This window comes from Prochlorococcus marinus XMU1405 (assembly GCF_017696275.1).
GTDB lineage: Bacteria > Cyanobacteriota > Cyanobacteriia > PCC-6307 > Cyanobiaceae > Prochlorococcus_A > Prochlorococcus_A marinus_AB.
Genome location: NZ_JAAORF010000003.1, coordinates 143,263 through 161,634, shown reverse-complemented (window position 1 = coordinate 161,634; position 18,372 = coordinate 143,263). Strand labels below are relative to the sequence as shown.

Annotated in this window: 16 protein-coding genes; 2 read left to right on the top strand and 14 right to left on the bottom strand. The window is 28.7% G+C overall.

What is annotated here, in order from left to right:
- On the bottom strand, positions 1-879 hold the full coding sequence (gene rfbA / locus HA148_RS06870) for a glucose-1-phosphate thymidylyltransferase RfbA (protein WP_209131371.1): 879 nt from the start codon (positions 877-879) through the stop codon (positions 1-3).
- A 682-nt stretch (positions 880-1,561) separates the two neighbouring features.
- On the opposite strand from rfbA, the gene galE reads away from it, so the two are divergent.
- On the top strand, positions 1,562-2,599 hold the full coding sequence (gene galE, locus HA148_RS06865) for a UDP-glucose 4-epimerase GalE (RefSeq protein WP_209131368.1): 1,038 nt from the start codon (positions 1,562-1,564) through the stop codon (positions 2,597-2,599).
- A 15-nt stretch (positions 2,600-2,614) separates the two neighbouring features.
- Here galE and HA148_RS06860 read toward each other — a convergent pair whose 3' ends face one another.
- Positions 2,615-4,069: a mannose-1-phosphate guanylyltransferase/mannose-6-phosphate isomerase gene (locus tag HA148_RS06860; protein ID WP_209131366.1), complete on the bottom strand. Its 1,455-nt coding sequence runs from the start codon at positions 4,067-4,069 to the stop codon at positions 2,615-2,617.
- 273 nt (positions 4,070-4,342) lie between these two features.
- Between HA148_RS06860 and HA148_RS06855 the strand changes: the two genes are divergently transcribed.
- On the top strand, positions 4,343-5,380 hold the full coding sequence (locus HA148_RS06855) for an SDR family NAD(P)-dependent oxidoreductase (RefSeq protein ID WP_209131364.1): 1,038 nt from the start codon (positions 4,343-4,345) through the stop codon (positions 5,378-5,380).
- Between the two features lie 7 nt (positions 5,381-5,387).
- Here the strand turns inward: HA148_RS06855 and HA148_RS06850 are convergent, their stop codons facing one another.
- The 12 genes from HA148_RS06850 to HA148_RS06795 all read right to left on the bottom strand — a co-directional run bounded on the left by HA148_RS06850 (position 5,388) and on the right by HA148_RS06795 (position 18,347).
- Positions 5,388-6,347, bottom strand: coding sequence for an NAD-dependent epimerase/dehydratase family protein (locus tag HA148_RS06850; RefSeq protein WP_209131361.1), 960 nt, complete (start codon positions 6,345-6,347; stop codon positions 5,388-5,390).
- 112 nt (positions 6,348-6,459) lie between these two features.
- A complete protein-coding gene (locus HA148_RS06845; protein ID WP_209131359.1) occupies positions 6,460-7,599 on the bottom strand; it encodes a glycosyltransferase family 4 protein in 1,140 nt (379 codons plus the stop codon).
- 155 nt (positions 7,600-7,754) lie between these two features.
- A complete protein-coding gene (gene asnB / locus HA148_RS06840) occupies positions 7,755-9,710 on the bottom strand; it encodes an asparagine synthase (glutamine-hydrolyzing) (RefSeq protein ID WP_209131357.1) in 1,956 nt (651 codons plus the stop codon).
- Between the two features lie 23 nt (positions 9,711-9,733).
- Positions 9,734-10,846 carry a glycosyltransferase family 4 protein gene (locus HA148_RS06835; RefSeq protein ID WP_209131355.1) on the bottom strand — a complete coding sequence of 371 codons (1,113 nt, stop codon included), beginning with the start codon at positions 10,844-10,846 and terminating at the stop codon, positions 9,734-9,736.
- A 7-nt stretch (positions 10,847-10,853) separates the two neighbouring features.
- A complete protein-coding gene (locus HA148_RS06830; RefSeq protein WP_209131353.1) occupies positions 10,854-11,963 on the bottom strand; it encodes a glycosyltransferase family 4 protein in 1,110 nt (369 codons plus the stop codon).
- 37 nt (positions 11,964-12,000) lie between these two features.
- On the bottom strand, positions 12,001-12,771 hold the full coding sequence (locus HA148_RS06825; RefSeq protein WP_209131351.1) for a class I SAM-dependent methyltransferase: 771 nt from the start codon (positions 12,769-12,771) through the stop codon (positions 12,001-12,003).
- The gene (locus HA148_RS06820) at positions 12,764-13,786 is read right to left on the bottom strand and encodes a glycosyltransferase (protein WP_209131349.1); all 1,023 of its coding nucleotides are present in this window, start codon (positions 13,784-13,786) and stop codon (positions 12,764-12,766) included. The genes HA148_RS06825 and HA148_RS06820 overlap by 8 nt, the downstream gene beginning before the upstream one ends.
- Before the next feature lie 46 nt (positions 13,787-13,832).
- Positions 13,833-14,507, bottom strand: a complete 675-nt coding sequence (locus HA148_RS06815) for a methyltransferase domain-containing protein (RefSeq protein ID WP_209131346.1) — start codon at positions 14,505-14,507, stop codon at positions 13,833-13,835.
- Positions 14,508-14,711: 204 nt separating this feature from the next.
- A complete protein-coding gene (locus HA148_RS06810) occupies positions 14,712-15,665 on the bottom strand; it encodes a glycosyltransferase family 2 protein (protein WP_209131344.1) in 954 nt (317 codons plus the stop codon).
- Positions 15,666-15,676: 11 nt separating this feature from the next.
- A complete protein-coding gene (locus HA148_RS06805) occupies positions 15,677-16,597 on the bottom strand; it encodes a glycosyltransferase family 2 protein (RefSeq protein ID WP_209131342.1) in 921 nt (306 codons plus the stop codon).
- 33 nt (positions 16,598-16,630) lie between these two features.
- A complete protein-coding gene (locus HA148_RS06800; RefSeq protein ID WP_209131340.1) occupies positions 16,631-17,470 on the bottom strand; it encodes a hypothetical protein in 840 nt (279 codons plus the stop codon).
- 16 nt (positions 17,471-17,486) lie between these two features.
- The gene (locus HA148_RS06795) at positions 17,487-18,347 is read right to left on the bottom strand and encodes a putative nucleotide-diphospho-sugar transferase (RefSeq protein WP_209131338.1); all 861 of its coding nucleotides are present in this window, start codon (positions 18,345-18,347) and stop codon (positions 17,487-17,489) included.
- Between the last annotated feature and the right edge of the window lie 25 nt (positions 18,348-18,372).

Here is an 18,372-nt window from a genome sequence, read left to right as displayed (position 1 = left end):
CTAAATTTTTTCATTGATTAAATCTAAAAAGTAATTACCGTATCCACTTTTCTCGAATTTAACTGCAGATTCTTTAAATTTTTCATCACTTATCCAATTATTTCTCCATGCGACTTCATATGGACAACCTATTTTAAGACCTTGTCTTTTTTCTAAAATTCTTATATAGTTTGACGCTTGATTTAGAGAATCAAAAGTACCAGTGTCTAGCCATGCCATACCCCTGTTCATAATTTCTACATTAAGATTATTTTCCGCTAAATAAAGCTTATTTAATGAGGTTATTTCCAATTCGCCCCTTGATGATGGAACTATTTTATGTGCTTTTTCAACAACGCTTTTATCATAGAAATATAGACCTGTAATTGCATATCTACTTTTTGCCTTTTTCGGTTTCTCTTCAATATTTATAACCTTTGAATTTTCATCAAATTCAACAACTCCATATCTTTCTGGATCATTTACTGGGAAGGCAAATATTGTATTTTTCGAATATTTTTTGTTAATTATCTTTAGTTTTTTAACTAAATCAGAACCATTAAAAAGATTATCTCCGAGTATTAAAGCTACAGGTGAATTATTAATAAAATTCTCTCCTATTATAAATGCCTGAGAAATTCCATCAGGATTTTCTTGAGTTTTATAATTTAATCTAATCCCTAAATCTTCACCATTTCCTAAAAGATTCATAAATGATTCTTTATGAAAAGGAGTTGTAATAACAAGAATTTCTCTTATGCCACAAAGCATTAAAGTTGAAAGAGGATAATAAATCATTGGTTTATTATAAATTGGCATTAACTGTTTACTTATTGCTTTTGTAATAGGAGCGAGTCTTGTGCCGCTGCCTCCCGCAAGAATTATTCCTTTCCTCTGCATTTATTTTTTTTATTTTTTTTTATTTTAGTAAATAAATGATATTAAAAATTATAAACTTTATAAAATAATTTTTTTAGAAGTCATTTTCTTGTTTTTTAGCATTTTTTAATTTCCAAAAATGAAATAATAATTTATGTAAATTAAAGTTAAAATGATTGAATGTTAATTATTATCCAATTTAAAATTTTTGTAAGCTTAATGATGTTTTTTCAGCATTTGGTAAAAATATAATATTAAAATTCGTCTATAGTAAGATCTTTAATGATTGGAACAAATATATTTAGTCGTTTGCCATTATTAATCAAACTTTATAATAGTTTTGATAATTATATAGCTATTAATAGTTTTAAAATTTACTTTAAAATTAATTTTAAAATAGCTAGTCTTGAGGCGTTAAATAAAGATAAAAAAAAAGTGAAGAAATATTTTTATTCAACTCAAAGAGGAGTATTTAATATTCGTAATTTTAGACTTACAAGATTCATGAATTTTGTAAAAATTTTTATTTATAAGATCAAAAACAAAGGAAGTAAAAATTTTAACAGTATTCAACTTTGTAATGCAATTATTGTTAGTGCCCCTTCTTCTAAATTAAAACAATGTTTCTATAATTGTTTATTAACTTCTACAAATAGGGGGGGTAATTTATTTGTGAAATCGTTAAAAAAATATTTTTAGATCTATGAAAACTATTCTTGTCACTGGAGGTGCTGGTTTTATAGGAAGTCATACTTGTCTTTGTTTAACTGAAAAAAATTATCAACTTATTGTGGTTGATTCAAATATTAATAGTACAAATAAATCTCTAGAGAAAATAAAATATATGAACCCTAATTCAAAAATAATTTTCGCAAAAGGAGATATTAGAGATCTTTCATTTATGAGAAAAGTATTTAATAATGCAAGGGAAAATAAAAGTCCTATTGAAGCTGTAATACATTTCGCTGGTTTAAAGTCAGTTGGTGAGTCAATTGCTAATCCTTTAATGTACTGGGATTCAAATGTATGTGGTTCAATTAATCTACTAAAAATTATGTGTGAATTTAAATGCCACACAATAATCTTTAGTAGTAGTGCAACAATCTATGGAAATACAAAAACCAATCCTATAACTGAGAACGAACCTATAAATCCAACAAATCCTTATGGTTTTACTAAAGCAGCTATCGAAACTATTTTAAAAGGGATTTTTGGAAGTTCAGAATCTAGTTGGCGCATTGCAAATTTAAGGTACTTTAATCCAATAGGTGCTCATAAAAGTGGCTTAATAGGAGAAGATCCATTGGGAGAACCAAATAATATTTTCCCCATTCTTTGCAAAGTTGTTCAAGGTAAACATAAAGAACTAAGAATTTTTGGAAATGACTGGCCGACTTTTGATGGTACAGGGGTGAGAGATTATATTCATGTTATGGATTTAGCTGAGGCACATATCTCTTCATTAGAGTTTTTAATAGAAAATAAACCTCAATATTTAGAATTAAATATTGGTACTGGAATCGGGACAAGCGTTTTAGAATTAGTTAAAACATTTGAGTCAGTAAATAAATGCAAAATCCCATATGTTTTTTGTAATAGACGTATTGGAGATGTTGCAAATGCGGTAGCAGATAATAAAAAAATAATCTCCTTATTAAACTGGGTACCAAAAAGAAATATCAAAGATATGTGCAAAGATGGATGGAAATGGCAATCTTTAAATCCAAAGGGATTTAATTAAATTTAGAAATTTTATCTATATCCTGCCGTAATCATCTGCAAATCTTTGTATATCGTCTTCCCCTACATAAGATCCGCTTTGTACTTCAATTATTTTTAGAGGCATCCTTCCAGGATTAGACAATCTATGCTTTGATCCAAGAGGAATATGAATACTTTCATTTTCACTTAAAAATTTTTCTTTTTCGTCAATTTTTACTTTCGCAGTCCCAGAAACAACCACCCAATGTTCTGAGCGGTGATGATGCATTTGTAAAGATAACTGTTGTCCAGGTTTTATTAAAATTAATTTTACTTGCCATCTTAAATCTTGAACCAATGATAGATATGATCCCCATGGTCTTTTGACTTCTTTGTGATACTGTCCTTCTATTATTTCTCTTTCTTTAAGCTTCTGAACAATATTTTTAACAATTTGAGATTGGTTTTTATCAGCTATTAATACTGCATCATTTGTTTCGACTACTATTAAATTATCTAGCCCAAGACCTACGATAAGTCTGTTTTCACTTCTTAAGTAAGAGTCTTTTGTCTTTTCTGCGATTACTTTCCCCTGAATATAATTTCCACAATTATCTTTTTTTGAGTTTTCCCAAATTGCTTTCCAACTACCAATATCATTCCAGCCGCAATTAAGAGGTATAACAATCCCTTTATCAGTTTTTTCCATTACGGCTATGTCAAATGATTTATTTGGACATTTTTCAAAATCAATTTTGTTTAATCTCTGGAAATCTAAGTCTTTGATACTGTTTTTTAAAGATCTTTTACAATATGTCAATATTTCAGGAGAAAATTTACTTATCTCATTTAATAAAGTTCTGGCTTTAAAAATAAATATTCCACTATTCCAAGAATAATGTTTGTTCTTAATAAGCTCTTGTGCTGTTTTAATATCAGGTTTTTCTAAAAACTGTTCTATCTTTTCTCCTTTAAGATTTTCCTCAGATAGAGGCTTCGATGCTTTTATATAGCCATAACCAGTCTCGGGAGAATTAGGAATTATACCGAAAGTAACTATTTGATCTTTTAAAGCATAATTAATCCCTTCATTTAATGCTTTAACAAAAATTTGATTATTTTTTATTTCATGGTCGGAAGCTAGAACTAGTAATATTGGATCGGGATCTTTTTCCAAAGCTTTTAGTGCTGCAACAGTTATTCCAGGTGCAGTATTCTTTCCAATAGGTTCTAATAAAATTGAAAATTCTTCTACTTCAATTTCTCTTATCTGTTCAGCCACTATAAATCTATGATCTTCATTGCAAATAAGAATAGGATCGCTAAGATTCTTTAAGTCTCTTATTCTTAATTGAGTTTTTTGGAGTAAAGACTTTTTTGTATCTGAATTTAGTGATATGAATTGTTTTGGAAAACTTGCTCTAGATAGTGGCCAAAGACGTGTTCCTGAACCACCACATAAAATAACAGGTATTATTTTTGAATCTTTAATTTTCAAATTATTTGCCATTAATACTGAATATTTTTTTCTAATTAAATCTTAGATTATCAGATATATTTGACTATAATCAAAATTTATTTTATTCAATAAAACTTTTTATCATTAACTCCTTTTAAAAGACTTTAAAAATCTTAAAATAAGAAATATATATTTATAAATACTGAGTTGAGTTAAATCTATTATTTGGAGTTGTTTCTAAAATGTTTTGCTGAAAGATTTTCTCATTCATATGATCTTTAGGGTGATATATAATTTAAATTGAATAATACATTTGGGTGTTAAATGGTTATATTAGTTACTGGCGCAGCTGGATTTATAGGATTTCATCTATGTATTAAATTAATAAAAAATGGATTTCAGGTTATAGGATTTGACAATATAAACAATTATTATGATCAAACTCTAAAAAAAGATCGAATCGAGAAAATTAAAAATATTTCTTTTAATGAAAAAGGAGAATTTAAATTCTTCAAAGGTGATCTTGCTAGCAAGAGTAATTTAAAAATGATATTTAACAATGTTTATAATGGATCAAAAATCAGAATTGTTATTAATTTAGCTGCACAGGCAGGTGTAAGATATTCAATAGAAAATCCCTCTGCATATGTGCAGTCAAATTTAGTTGGGTTTAGTAACATTCTAGAGGAATCGAGGATAAATAATGTTGATCATTTTATTTATGCAAGTAGTAGTTCAGTTTATGGAGGCAATAAAAAGTTACCTTTTAGCGAAACAGATTCAGTTGATCATCCGATAAGTCTTTATGCTGCAACTAAAAAATCTAACGAGCTAATAGCCCATACTTATAGCCATTTATTTAATCTTCCAACAACTGGGCTGAGATTTTTTACCGTTTACGGACCATGGGGTAGACCTGATATGGCTTTATTTAAATTTACAAAATTAATTTCAGAAAACAAACCTATCAGAGTTTTTAATCATGGCAAAATGATTAGAGACTTCACCTATATTGATGATGTAATAGAGTCTATTTTGCTTTTATTAGATAAACCTCCAAAAGCAGATGAATGCTTTAACTATGAAAATCCTTTACCTAATAAAAGTTGGTCACCATATAAAATTTTCAACATTGGGAATTCTAGTCCTACAAATTTAACTGACTACATAAATGCCATTGAGAAACATTTAGGCAAAAAACCAAAAATTATATTTGAAGACATACAACCTGGTGATGTAAAAGCAACTTATGCAGATACTTCATCTTTGGAAAATTGGATCAAATTTAAACCTAGTACCTCAATTGATGCAGGTATAAAGAAATTTATAGATTGGTATTTAGATTATTACGAAAAAAGTTAAATTAATTTTAAAATTTTTTATGATAATTAATAAATTGATTAGAAACTTTCTTTAGGGCATCTAATGTTCTAACAGGAGGTTCCCATCCAAGCAACTTTTTAGATTTATAATTGTTAATAACTAGTGATTCGTTAAGCTTTTTGTAAATTTGACCTTTACCAATCAAATAAGATAATAATAATAAAAATTTTGGAACATTGTAATTATAGTTTTTTTTATGCATTCCATAAGATAATTCTCTCAATAAATCTGCTGTAGAAATCTCAGTATCATCACTGCATACAAATATTTGATTTCCTGCTTTTGGATGTTGGATTAATATTTCTAAAAAATTGAGTAAATTGTCTAAATAAATTAAACTTCTTCTATTATCTACAAATGAACCAAATGGAAGAGGAATTCTTAGTTTGATAAGTTTTAAAATAGTTTTAAAATATCCTTTAACCCCATCACCGTATATTAATGGAGGCCGAACGATAACAACTTCCATTTTTGAATCTTTAACAATTTTTAGAAGTCCTAATTCCGCCTCATATTTTGATAAAGCATAATAGTCCTGAGGACTTGGAATATCTTCTTCATGAAAAGGGATTCGGTTTTTTGTTGATTCTCCATTTACTTTAATTGAACTCATAAATATAAATCTTTTAATAGATGCACTACTACATAATTCAGCGAATCTGAGGGTTTCTTCGACATTATCTTTAAAGTATTTAGAATAACAATTTTTCTTACTTCTATTTGTTTCATATGTTCTTCCTGCTAAATGAATTACACATTCAAATCCTTCTAGTAATTCAGGTTTAGAAAAAATATTTGATAGGCTTCCACCCCTGATTAATTTAATTTCTTGTGGGAAATTGCAATAAGTTCTGCTATGGGCGAAAACTTCATGCCCATTATCCTTTAGGTAAGTACAAGCTTTACTCCCAACAAATCCAGATGCACCAGTAATGAGAACACGCAAAGAATTAAGTAATCATATATTTATTGCCTAAATTATAAATCCAAATTTGAGATTGTTTGAAAATTAAATCATTTGTAATTCAAGAATATTTATATAAAAGATTTTATCAATATTATTTAATTTTAAAATTTGAAAGATGTCGATATAATTTAATATGACTTTCAACAACGCTTTTAATATCAAAAAATTTTTCAGCTCTTTTTCGTGCTTTTAAGCTCATACTATTTAAAAGTCCGGGATCACTTATAAGTTTTTCTATTGCGTTAGCGAGCTCTTTTGATTCTCTAGATTTTATAAGTAATCCCGTAACACCATTTTCAACTGAATCTTGGCAACCAGGCTCATATGTAGTAATTACTGGTCTTCCACAAGCTGCAGCTTCGCAAAGAATTTTTGGTAATCCCTCGGGATAATATGAGGGTAATACAACTATGTGACATTTTGGAATTATTTTATGAATGTCATCCCTATATCCAAGATATTCGATATAGCCTTTGGAAACCCAATTATCTATCTTAATTTTAGATATGGATAAAGGATTAGAAACGTCTGGTTTACCAGCAAGTTGGAATTTTATTTTTATACCTTTGCTTTTTAAGATTTTTGCAGCTTCAATAAATTCTTTTACTCCTTTAGAAACTAGAAGTCTAGACGCCATAAGAATTGTTGGCTCAGTGTCTGGGATTTTACTGAATAGATATTTATTTACATCAACACCCGATCCAGGTATAAGAACTACTTCAGAATCTGATAATGCGGATACTTTGCTAATTAAATTAAAATCTGATTTGTTTTGAAATACCACAACTCTTGGTTTATTAGAAAGCGCTAATCGATAAAGATTTATTACGATCCATCTACGGATTGAAGTAAAAAACGAATGCGATAAGAAAACATGTCCTAAGCCTGAAATTGAATAAACAACTTTTTTAGTTCGGCATAATTTAGCAGCAATTCCACCGAAAATTATAGGTTGCATTGTTATTAAGTGAAGAATATTTGGTTTTAGAAATATCAACAACTTGAGAATTGAAAGAGCTACTTTTATTAAGTTCGAAATATTCTTTCCAGTTCTATCGAAAGGTATTTCATGAATAACAAAACCATAATCTAGGAGTTCTTTCTTGATAGATAAATTCGTTATTTTAGTGCCAATATGTACATCATAACCCTGTCGTTTTGCCTCAATAATTATAGGTAATCTATGAGAATAAAGGAACCAATCAACATTTACAATAATAAGCAGTTTCAAAATTTAATTAAATATCCAATCTATCCCAATAATTATAAGTTAATCAATCAATTTCAAAATTTGATATTTTTGGTTTTTATATATAAGGTCATATTTATTAAAATTATTAAAAACTTAGAAATTAAAAATTTATAATCCTATTCATTATTTTTTAATCAATTTTGCCGTTTCATCAACCAAGATTGAAACATAAGAATAGTCCAAATTTGTTTTGACCAGTCCTTTCTTCCTGTTAAGTGTTCTTTCCATTTTTGTTGTATTGATTTTGAAGAAAAATATTGATGGGAATCTATTAATTTTTCATCAAGTAGTTCATTTGCCCAATTCTTTAGGGGACCTCTAAGCCATTCCCCAATTGGGACAGAAAACCCAGTTTTTGGCTTTTCGATTAAATTATTAGGTAAATATTTTTTAAGAACTTGCCTTAACAACCATTTGCTTTTTTTATCTTTTAGTTTCATTGAAAGAGGAATGCTCCAAGCGAATTCTATGATCCTGTGATCTAACAAGGGTAAACGAGTCTCAAGTGATGAAGACATCGCGGCCCTGTCAACTTTCACAAGAATATCATTTGGTAAATAAATTAAAGAGTCAAAATACATCATTTGATGATGTGGATCATTTAACTTGATATTAGAAACTTCATAATCATAAAATTCTTTAGAAGGATCATAATTTAAAATAATATCTTCAGGAGCTTTCCATGAAGATATTAGAGATATATAAACTTCGAAAAGGGAATCATTGTTTATTAAATCAGATATTTTATAAATCTTTAGCCCTGGGAAATTAATTCTGAGATGCTTAGGTAAAAAATATTCACAAAAAAAATAGAAACGATCCCAAGTGGTGGGAGGTAATGAATGGATAAAATTAACACAAATTTTTCTTATCGGTTTTGGAATCTTATTAAAGATACGCCAAATTTTTGGGCCTGCGATGTGTCTAGAATATCCGCAAAACAATTCATCACCACCATCACCAGATAAGCAAACTTTTACATTTTTAGAGGCAAATTTACTAATTAAAAAAGTTGGTATTTGTGAAACATCAGAGAAAGGCTCGTCATATATTTCTGGTAAATATGGAATTGTTTTCATCGCTTCAGCAGATGATAAAACTAAATCATTGTGGTTTGTTCCAATAAAAGATGAAATTGCTCTCGCTGATTTTGATTCATCATATCCAAATTCTTGAAAGCCTACTGTGAATGTATTTAAAGGATTTTTAGATTGACTTTGCATTATAGAAACAACTGTACTTGAATCAATACCTCCTGATAAAAAAGCACCTATGGGGACATCTCCTTGCATTTGTCCAGAGATTGTATCTTTTAAAAGACATTCAAGATAATCAATGGCATCGATATGTGTACCTAAAAAGGTATTAGATTGTTGTCTTTTAGTTATTGACTCCAAAGACCAATATTGCGTACTGCAAGGAATTAATCTTTCTTTTACATCTTCTATTGTGAATTCTACAAAACTTCCTGGAGGCAATTTATAAATCCCTTCATATATTGAATATGGAGAAGGTATATAGCCAAATCTCATATATAATCCAAGCGAATTTTTGTTGATTTTTAATGATTTTTCGGGAAATGTTTCAATTGCTTTAAGTTCAGAACTAAAAATCATTGTATTTCCTCTAAATCCATAATAAAGAGGCTTTTCGCCTAAACGGTCTCTCACAAGAGTTAATTTCTTTTTCTTTCTGTCCCAGATTGCAAAAGCAAACATTCCCACTAGTTCTCTTAAAGTATTTTTTAATCCCCAGCAAGAAATTCCATTTATTAATGTTTCTGTATCAGAATGCCCTTGCCAATTAATGGAATCAGGAAGTTTCTCTCTCAGTGATTTGTGATTATAAATTTCCCCATTGAAAACGATATAATATCTTTTACAGGAGGAGATCATAGGCTGATTGCCAGCTTCAGATAAATCAACTATTGAAAGCCTATTATGTCCGAGCGCAACTCCAGCATAGTAATCAAACCATATTCCCTTTCTGTCCGGCCCTCTATGGTCTATTTCATTAACCATGTTGTAAATAGTTTTTTTAAAACTATTTTGAGCAAAATCAGGAGAAATAAAGCCAGATATTCCGCACATTGGAAATAAAAATAATTATAAAATCAACATTTGTTTCTTATAACATTATACAAAAGACGTTCCCAAGAATTAGTTACCTCTTCATCAGAAAATTTTGCATCTATAAATGCTTTCCCCGCTTTACCTAGATTAGTTCTTAATTTATCATTCAAAATTAAACGAGTTAATCCTGAGGCTAAAGAGGATGACCTATCGCCTCCGCTATTAACTAGAAGTCCAGTTTTTTCATTAATAATTAGTTCATTTGTTCCTGGACAATCAGCAAAACCAACACAAGGTATACCAAAAGACATCGCTTCAGCTGTAACTAATCCAAAAGATTCATAAATTGAAGGAACTACAAACAAATCAGCTTTTATGTATTCTAATTCAATTTCCTTAGTAAAACTTTGTATAAAAACTCTATTAATTAGATTTAATGAAATAATCTTTTTTTCTATTTCCTTTTTTAGTGAGCCTTCTCCTACAATTCTAAGATCCCATTTTGGAAAAGAAACCGCAATTCTTGAAAAAGCTTTAATAAGGGTTAAATGATCTTTTTGATGTTCTAATCTTCCTATATTTAATAAAATTTTTCTTTTGGATTTTTGTTTTGCTAATTTATTAATTTTGATATCCCCAATAGGATTAGGGATTATTGTCATTTTCCTTTTTATCAAAAAAGGGTATCTTTTTTTAATAGAATCAGACAATACTGTGTATTCATTAATTAGGAATGAAGTAATAATTAAAAGTAAAAATTGCAAAGCCCTCTTTTGATAATGCTCAATAACAATATGTTCACTGGCTATTATAGGAATTGAAGTCCCTTGAAGTGCAAATGCAAGCAGAACATAAATTGAATTCATAAAACCAATAACTACTTTTGGCTTCTCTTCTTTGATTACTTTTCTAAGAGCGATTATTCTACAGAATGTTTCAAGAAAATTTGCTTTTGAAGAGCTATCTCCAATTTCAAGATTAAGCCTTCTAATTTTTGAGTCCAGATGATAGAAACTGGAAGATCCTATTGGATCAAAAGTTATTATTGTCACTTCATGACCTCGATTAGCCAAATTAGAAGCAATATTACATAGAACTTTTTCGGCACCCCCTACTGCTGTGGAAAGGTTTTTTATAGCAAAGACTATTTTCATTAGTAACTTAATTATTTGACAAATTCAAAAATAACTTTTCCCACTGATTAAAAATTAAATTAGGAGGGAATCTTTGAATTAAAAAACTTGCTTTTTTCCCTGCATTTTTTCTAAAATTTTTTTTCTTTATCATTTCTTCCATAGCAGATGCAAATGCGGTTTCGTTAGATTCCACTAATAAGCCATTTTGTTTGTTTTTTATTAATTGGTTAACTCCTGAAGTAGAGATTAAACCTATAGCTGGTAGACCCTCTCTGAGAGCCTCAACAAGGGCATTTGGGAATCCTTCCCATAAAGAGGGGAAAACAAAAAAAGAACTATTTTGATACCAATAATCTACTTTCTTAACTGCTCCAATTAATTCAATACGATTACTTAAACCTTTTTTGTTAATCAATATTTCTAATTTTTTACGATATTCTCCCTCCCCTACTAAAGTTAAATTCCAATTTGGATATTTAGAAGCAATTAAAGAAAAAGATTTAATTAAAAAAAGTTGATTTTTTTGAAATGAAAGACGCCCAACATTAAGTATTCTTTTTGAAGTTTTTTTAATTTCATTAGGAAAAGATGGATGAATGCAAGGGAAAACTGGATTTGAGATAGTAATTATTCGAGATCTTAAAAAAAAAGGATATTTCTTAATATAGCTATCAAATTGAACCGTGATAACATCGGAAAATAATAGTGCTAATGAAAATAAAAAACGTTTGTTTCTCCCATTTTTTGAGTATTTAAACAAATCTGGGGAATTACGTTCTGCAGCAATAGTAGGAATAAAAAGGCCTATTAAAGCAAGACGAATGGCAAGAAATGTACCTACTTGAAATCCAATTACTACCGAAGGATTTATTTCTTTTACAATTTGACGGATTTTTAATTGTCTTTTAAATCTTAATTTCCAACTTGCTTTTTCATTAGGTGATCCAAGATCAAGTTTGTGCCAACGAATTTTTGGATTGAGGTAGTAATGTGAGTTTGCATTTATTGGATCCCAAGTTAATAAAACTACTTTATGACCTCTTTTTATCATTTCGTTCATTATCAATGATGCCATGCGCTCTACACCTCCTGCCATGTTGTTGAAATTACGACAAGCGAAGAGAATCGTAATCATTTCTTCTCACAAGTATAAAAATAATAAAACATAAGAATTAATATTTGGTAACGTCAATTAGAAAACTTTCATTAGTCTTAGTACTGTGAGTATACTGCTTTCTTTTAGAAAAAATATTTAGAAGTTTCCAGAAAAAAGTGTTATTCCTTTTTTTGATTATTTTGGGAGATTGAAGATTTATTCCTTTTTCGCAAATTTTTTCTAATCTAGCAAGTCCTGTTGAACCTTTAAATATTTCAAGGTTAACAATATTTATGTTAGATAAAAAAATAGATTCTATTAGTTCAAGGATTTTTCTATTTGATATTTCAATTCCTACATTATCTTTTCTTTGACCTTTTAAATAAGGATTGGAATCTATGTCATCAAAAAAAATAACACCACCTTTTTTTAAAAAAGGGAACCATCCGTAAACTTCTTTATAAACATGTTTGGGTGTATGAAGAGAGTCTATATAAATAACATCTATACCATCATTGAGAACAGGAGCCTCTTTAATAATATCGTTGACTTTACTTGAATCCATCTTTACAAATGTCCAAAGATTTGAGTCTGCGACCTCAGAACAATCTCGAATATCGACCGAAATTAAATGTGATTCTTGTTTGTTATGAATAGCATTTAGAAAAACTTTCGTACTTTGACCCCTATCTACCCCTAATTCCAAAACAACTGGGGATTCCCTTTTGCAAATCTCACTATGCATCCGCAATAGCTGATTTGCAACTAAGCGAGTTTCATTAGGTTGCTTTGAGTAAATTTTAAGATCATTTATATAATTTTCATATAAAGATGAATTTTTATTCATGGTTGAAAATATTAATCAGATAATTTAAAAATTTAACACAATTCCTTTTTATCATAAGTCTTTTGGGAGTAGAATTTATAAATTGCTCATGTAAAAACCTGTTAAAACTTGATCTAGAAAAATGTTTAACAGTTCTAATAGGATATGAAAAAAAGATTGCTAAAAGAACAAAAAAAGCTACAAAATCATTTTTGCTTAAATGAAAAAATTTTATTTTAACCCATAATTTCATGTAATTATATAATCTTTTAGATACTAGATAATCCTTATTTTTTTCTATCACTAAAAGTGAACTCTTATACTCTATTAGAGCGCTTTTATCATTTGTAAAAGATACATATTGCTTAATCACTTGTTCTTTTATTCCAATAAAATGACATCCATTTTTTGCAAGCCTAATAGCAAAGTCAATATCTTCTTGACGTCTAATCTTTGAATCAAACCCTCCTGCATTTTTTAAAACGATAGTTCGTGCAAGTAGTGAGCAAGTCGGTACTCCTGCTCCATAATCAATACCTTTCATACGCTCATTAAATAAAAGATAATTAACCATTTGAAATCCAATTGGCGGCTGACCAAAAGCTCCTACTGCTAAGATATTTTTTTTATAACTATTTGGATAAATTCTAAAACCAGATGCAAAGCAAGCAACAAATTTCGTAGCTTGAACCTTTTCATAATTTATAAGATGTTCATATTGCAACCTTATCCGTTTAGAACTACTGAAATCATCGTCATCAAAGAAGGCAATAAAATCTCCATTAGCATTTGCAATAAGTTGGTTTCTTGAATAGGCACAACCTTTATTTTTAAATTGATAAATAACATTTATATTTATATATTTTGATTCATATTTTTTTAGTATTTCTTTTGAAGAGTCTGTAGATGCATCGTCAACAACAATGATTTCAAAATTCGTCCAATCTTGATTTATAGCACTTAAAAGAGCTCTCTCTATAGTTTTTTCTGCATTAAAACAGGTTATTGCAATAGTAATTAGGGGCTTTTTTTTCATAATAAAAAATTTTATTTTTCAATCATTTTCGCAATATGAAGTAGTATTATTTTTCTAGCAAAACATAAGATGTACGATTTATTAATTCTGAATCAGAAAATATATCAAATTCTCTGTGCATGCTTGATCTTTTGGTAGGAAGTCTTGGCCATTTGCCTAATGATTTGTGTTTTATTTTAAAACCGATTTTTTCGAAGATAGAGTGCATTTTTAAAGCAGGTATTCTATTCGTATAAAATCCAGCATTTGCAAAAAAACTTGACTCCCAAATTTCTTCGGAAAATCTTAGATTATTTAGACCATAATCAAGATGATCTTGGAAATCTATACTATGTGAAGCAAGACCAGATGGCTTTAATAATCGTTTCAATTCTTTTTGGACTTCAAAAAACTGATATTTGCGTATATGTTCTAATACTGAATGAGACCATACATAATCGATACTATTTTTTCTTAACGTTTTTAAGCTGGCTAAGCCATTTGTAAGATAAATACAATTACAAGTAGTTAGTATATCTTCTATTGAATTTGCTTCAGAAATATTAGGTGTTTTTAATCCTTTAGACTTTAAAGTAGAAATAAGTCGTTTATAAAAATTCAAATCCTTAGTCACATAATTATCAACATCAACTAAATAGATACATGAAGCACCATGACAAAACCCAATAATTGCAGAAGCTATACTATCGCCAGGTCCTAATTCTAGTATCTTTAAATTCATAGGAACTTTTTTCGGGAAAGCTCTATTAAAGTGCAAGTTGAATATTTTAATGGCATATTCACACGAATCCATTTTTCCATGTTTAAAAAATCCAATAGTTTTCCAAAATGAGTATGGAATTGGTAGCCGACTAATTAAAATTTTCAATACAATTTTTAGAAACCAATTCATTATTAATTTGGGATTTTAGTGATTGAAACAAATCTATTTGTGAAATAGTGAGTAATCAATGTTTAGTTGGATACTTCTTAATGATTGAAATAAACGCAGCAAAGTTTCTTTGGGATATCTCATTATCAAAACCAACAAAGAAGCAATAAACTTTTTTAGGTCTCTTTTGTAAAAACAATATTTAATTTTTTGCCAATCAAAACAGAACTCATATTTTCCGTATTTGGCAATAAAGTTTTTATGTTTTTTAAGAAGCATTTTCGCAAATTTAAACTCAATATCTATATTCTTTTCAGGAGTTTTAGTCATCTTTTGTAAGACAAGTGGTTGGTTTATTCCTACAAAATGAGCTCCTTTTATTGCAAGCCTAATGCATAAATCTGTATCTTCTGAGCGTCGAAATTTTTCGTCAAATCCATCTACTGCATGATAAGTTGAAATCCTCGCCATTTGACTACAAGTAGGACAAGCTCCATAACCGTTTTTTAGAGGTTTTCCTAAAAGAATTCTTTTGGCAACTGATTTTCCAAAAGGTATTAGATGAGTATTTTTTGACCCTAACGCTTTTTCTAATCTTATTTTCCCATTTGGATAAATTACATTGCGACTACTATGACAAATTACAAGAGATGAAGAGTTAAGATGTTTTTCATATTCTACTATTTTTTTATATTGTAATTTTAATCTATCTGGCATACTTTCATCATCATCATCAAAAAAAGCTAAGAATTTTCCACGCGATTTTTTTATGATTAAATTACGTACGAATCCTATTCCATAATTTTTATTATTTTTAAAAACTCTAATATCTTTATATTTTGATGACATTTTTAATAGCTTCTCATATGTTCCATCGTTAGAACAATCATCAACTATTATTATTTCTATTGGTCTCCATGATTGAGATAATGCTGAACAAACTGATCTCTCTATTGTTCTAGAAGCATTATAGGATGATATGCCAATTGTTATTAAAGGTAATTCCATAAATTATGTTTTTAAAGTTTTAAATTTTTAAATTTTCTCTTTAAAAAGTTTTTCAATAAATTTAGAGAACATATAAAGGCAAATAACCTATAAATAATTCCTATTATTCGGTTTTTTTTATTAAGGTAAAAGTTAGAATATGCTATCAGGATCGAAGCAAAATAAAAATTACGAGATTTGAGATAATCAATATATTTTTTGCGAAGTTTAAGAGAGTAAATAAGTGGTATATTTCCCGCTTTATCTGAACCTTTTGTTTTATGCATTCCAATTAATGGTTTGTTAACAGATATAAAATAAGTTCCTTTAAATGCAGCACGTATTGCAAAATCTAACTCTGCGGATCTTCGAAATGATTCGTCAAAGTTTCCTATTTCCTCAAAAACACTTTTACGGGCCATTAAAGTGCAGCTTCCAAACATGCCCCATGTTTTTTTATCGTCTACTGGAAATCCAAAAAGATAATCTGCAACTTCTTCTCCAAATGGTTCAGGTGGTTTTCTTCCAATAGCGTAAGCTACATGGTCGTAAACTGATTTGCCGGGTTTAAAAACATTTCTATTTGAATAACATAGTGTAAGAGGGTAAGAGTGATTATTTTCAAATTCTAAAATACGCTCTACTTGTAAAGAAATTCTATTTGATACATTATCATCATCATCATCAAAAATCGCTATATATTCTCCTTTAGCTTGCTTTATGGCTTTATTTAATGATGCTGGATATCCTAAATTTGAATTATTCCTTAATAAAGAAATGCGAGATTCTCGTGATGCTATTTCCCTTAAAATATTAAAAGATAAATCTTTGGAATAATCATCAATTACTATTATTTCTGTATTGGACCAGTCTTGTTCTAATGCACTATTAATAGCTCTTTTAATTGTGTCTTGAGAATTAAAGCAGGTAATAATGATAGATACTAATTTCATTTGAAAAGTAAAAAAATTATTTTGTGATAAGTTTTAAATCCTTTTAAGATCGGCCATTCTTTTAGCACGATAAAAATCGCCTTCATCTAATGCAGATCCCACAAGACGCAATTTCCAAGAAAGGTTGTAAAAATTTTTAATTGGATCTTCATATTTTGGTGAAAGAACCTTATCTCTAAAAAATGAATTGCGTTCGTCTAATAGCCAACCTTTGCCGGCTCCTATTAACTCATTATCAACAATATAAATATTTTCATTAGGACATAAGATAATATTAGATAGCGAAAGATCAGGATGAGAAATTCTTGTTTGAATGATTTTTTCTGTTTCCGAATCTGATTTAATCCATTCATTTATCAAATTTTCAACTGGAAACCATTTTTGCCAAGGTTTTAATCTCATCATTAAATAATCTGATAAATAACAGAAAGAGTCTCTATGGGCTTTTGCGATTTCATTAAAAGAGGAGTCATAATGGATTTCTTTTATAAAATTTATTAATCTTTCTGAATATTTATCCAAGATATTTGGCTTTATTTCCGATAATCTTTTACCTGAGATCCATTTTTCAACTATAAAATTTTCATCAGATGCCAAAATAGGAGGAAATAAAGTATCTTCTTTTTCTAGTTTATCTCCTAATATCTTCCTAAGATTAATTTGACTCGAACTAAATGATTCATATACTTTAACCTTAGTCCCATCATTTAGATTACCCGAGAGTGATATTCTTCCCGCTTTAGTTACTCCTTTCTTAAACATTCCACCTAAGGGATTTAAATTATTAATAACTACTTCCCCTACTCTAAAAGAGGAAGGGATCTCGTTCTTCCTATCTTTTGTAGATAGATTTAATGATTTGAAAAAATGCAAATTTTTATTGATTTATTTAGAGATTAAGTCTTTTCTTCTCTGACGTGAAGTTAATTATCCAAAGTGACAATAATTTTAACCATTCAAAACGACCAATTTTTTTTCTTCTCTCTTTTCGTCTTTGCTTGATTTTCTCTTTTATATTTAATTTATTAAGACTAGTAAGATCTGCTATCTTCAAAAGTTCTTTTTCTATAACAAAAGAAATTCTGTTTGTGTAATGAAAAATAATTGGTTTTCTTATTTTACCTCTAAAGAAATTTAGATCTGGGAAATAGTTCCATTCAGCAGTTAATGGAAGTATTCTTACTTTGGACTTAAATAATGATTCATTAAGACTTATTTGATCATAAGGTAAATCAAATTTCTTAAAACTTTCATTCCACATTCGAAAAAAATCAATAGTTACTTTTGACTTTTTAAAGAAGAATAAACCTCCATTAAAATGAGGTAATTGTTGGACTTTATATTTTTTATCAAGTATTAAAATGTCACCTTTCCCCTGTTTTTTTTGTCTTACAGGGTTAAATTTAAAACAAATATCAAAATAATCTAGAAAATTCCATGCCATAGAAAAGTCGGATAAAACAATCGTATCGCTGTCTATGTAAGCAACTTTCTCTGCATTTACATATTTGTCAATATTTGTTTTGTAATTTCTATTTTTGGTGAGAGATTCCGGAAATAAAAGTATTTCATCTTTGCTTTTATCCCAAAACTCAATCAAATCTAGATTGAATTTTATATTAGTTATCAAAACTATTTTTGTTTGATTATCTATTTTCTTTAAAGACTTTATTGATAATAAAGCTTGTGCTATATAAAGTTCACCAAAAGCTACATAGCAAATTGCATGATTACTTATAGTTCTATCCATAGATTTGCTATTTCCTTAATTTTAA

Coding starts and splice junctions, on each gene's coding strand:
- rfbA (WP_209131371.1), bottom strand. CDS start 879: ATGCAGAGGAAAGGAATAATTCTTGCGGGAGGCAGCGGCACAAGACTC.
- galE (WP_209131368.1), top strand. CDS start 1,562: ATGAAAACTATTCTTGTCACTGGAGGTGCTGGTTTTATAGGAAGTCAT.
- HA148_RS06860 (WP_209131366.1), bottom strand. CDS start 4,069: ATGGCAAATAATTTGAAAATTAAAGATTCAAAAATAATACCTGTTATT.
- HA148_RS06855 (WP_209131364.1), top strand. CDS start 4,343: ATGGTTATATTAGTTACTGGCGCAGCTGGATTTATAGGATTTCATCTA.
- asnB (WP_209131357.1), bottom strand. CDS start 9,710: ATGTGCGGAATATCTGGCTTTATTTCTCCTGATTTTGCTCAAAATAGT.
- HA148_RS06835 (WP_209131355.1), bottom strand. CDS start 10,846: ATGAAAATAGTCTTTGCTATAAAAAACCTTTCCACAGCAGTAGGGGGT.
- HA148_RS06830 (WP_209131353.1), bottom strand. CDS start 11,963: ATGATTACGATTCTCTTCGCTTGTCGTAATTTCAACAACATGGCAGGA.
- HA148_RS06825 (WP_209131351.1), bottom strand. CDS start 12,771: ATGAATAAAAATTCATCTTTATATGAAAATTATATAAATGATCTTAAA.
- HA148_RS06820 (WP_209131349.1), bottom strand. CDS start 13,786: ATGAAAAAAAAGCCCCTAATTACTATTGCAATAACCTGTTTTAATGCA.
- HA148_RS06815 (WP_209131346.1), bottom strand. CDS start 14,507: ATGAATTTAAAGATACTAGAATTAGGACCTGGCGATAGTATAGCTTCT.
- HA148_RS06810 (WP_209131344.1), bottom strand. CDS start 15,665: ATGGAATTACCTTTAATAACAATTGGCATATCATCCTATAATGCTTCT.
- HA148_RS06805 (WP_209131342.1), bottom strand. CDS start 16,597: ATGAAATTAGTATCTATCATTATTACCTGCTTTAATTCTCAAGACACA.
- HA148_RS06795 (WP_209131338.1), bottom strand. CDS start 18,347: ATGGATAGAACTATAAGTAATCATGCAATTTGCTATGTAGCTTTTGGT.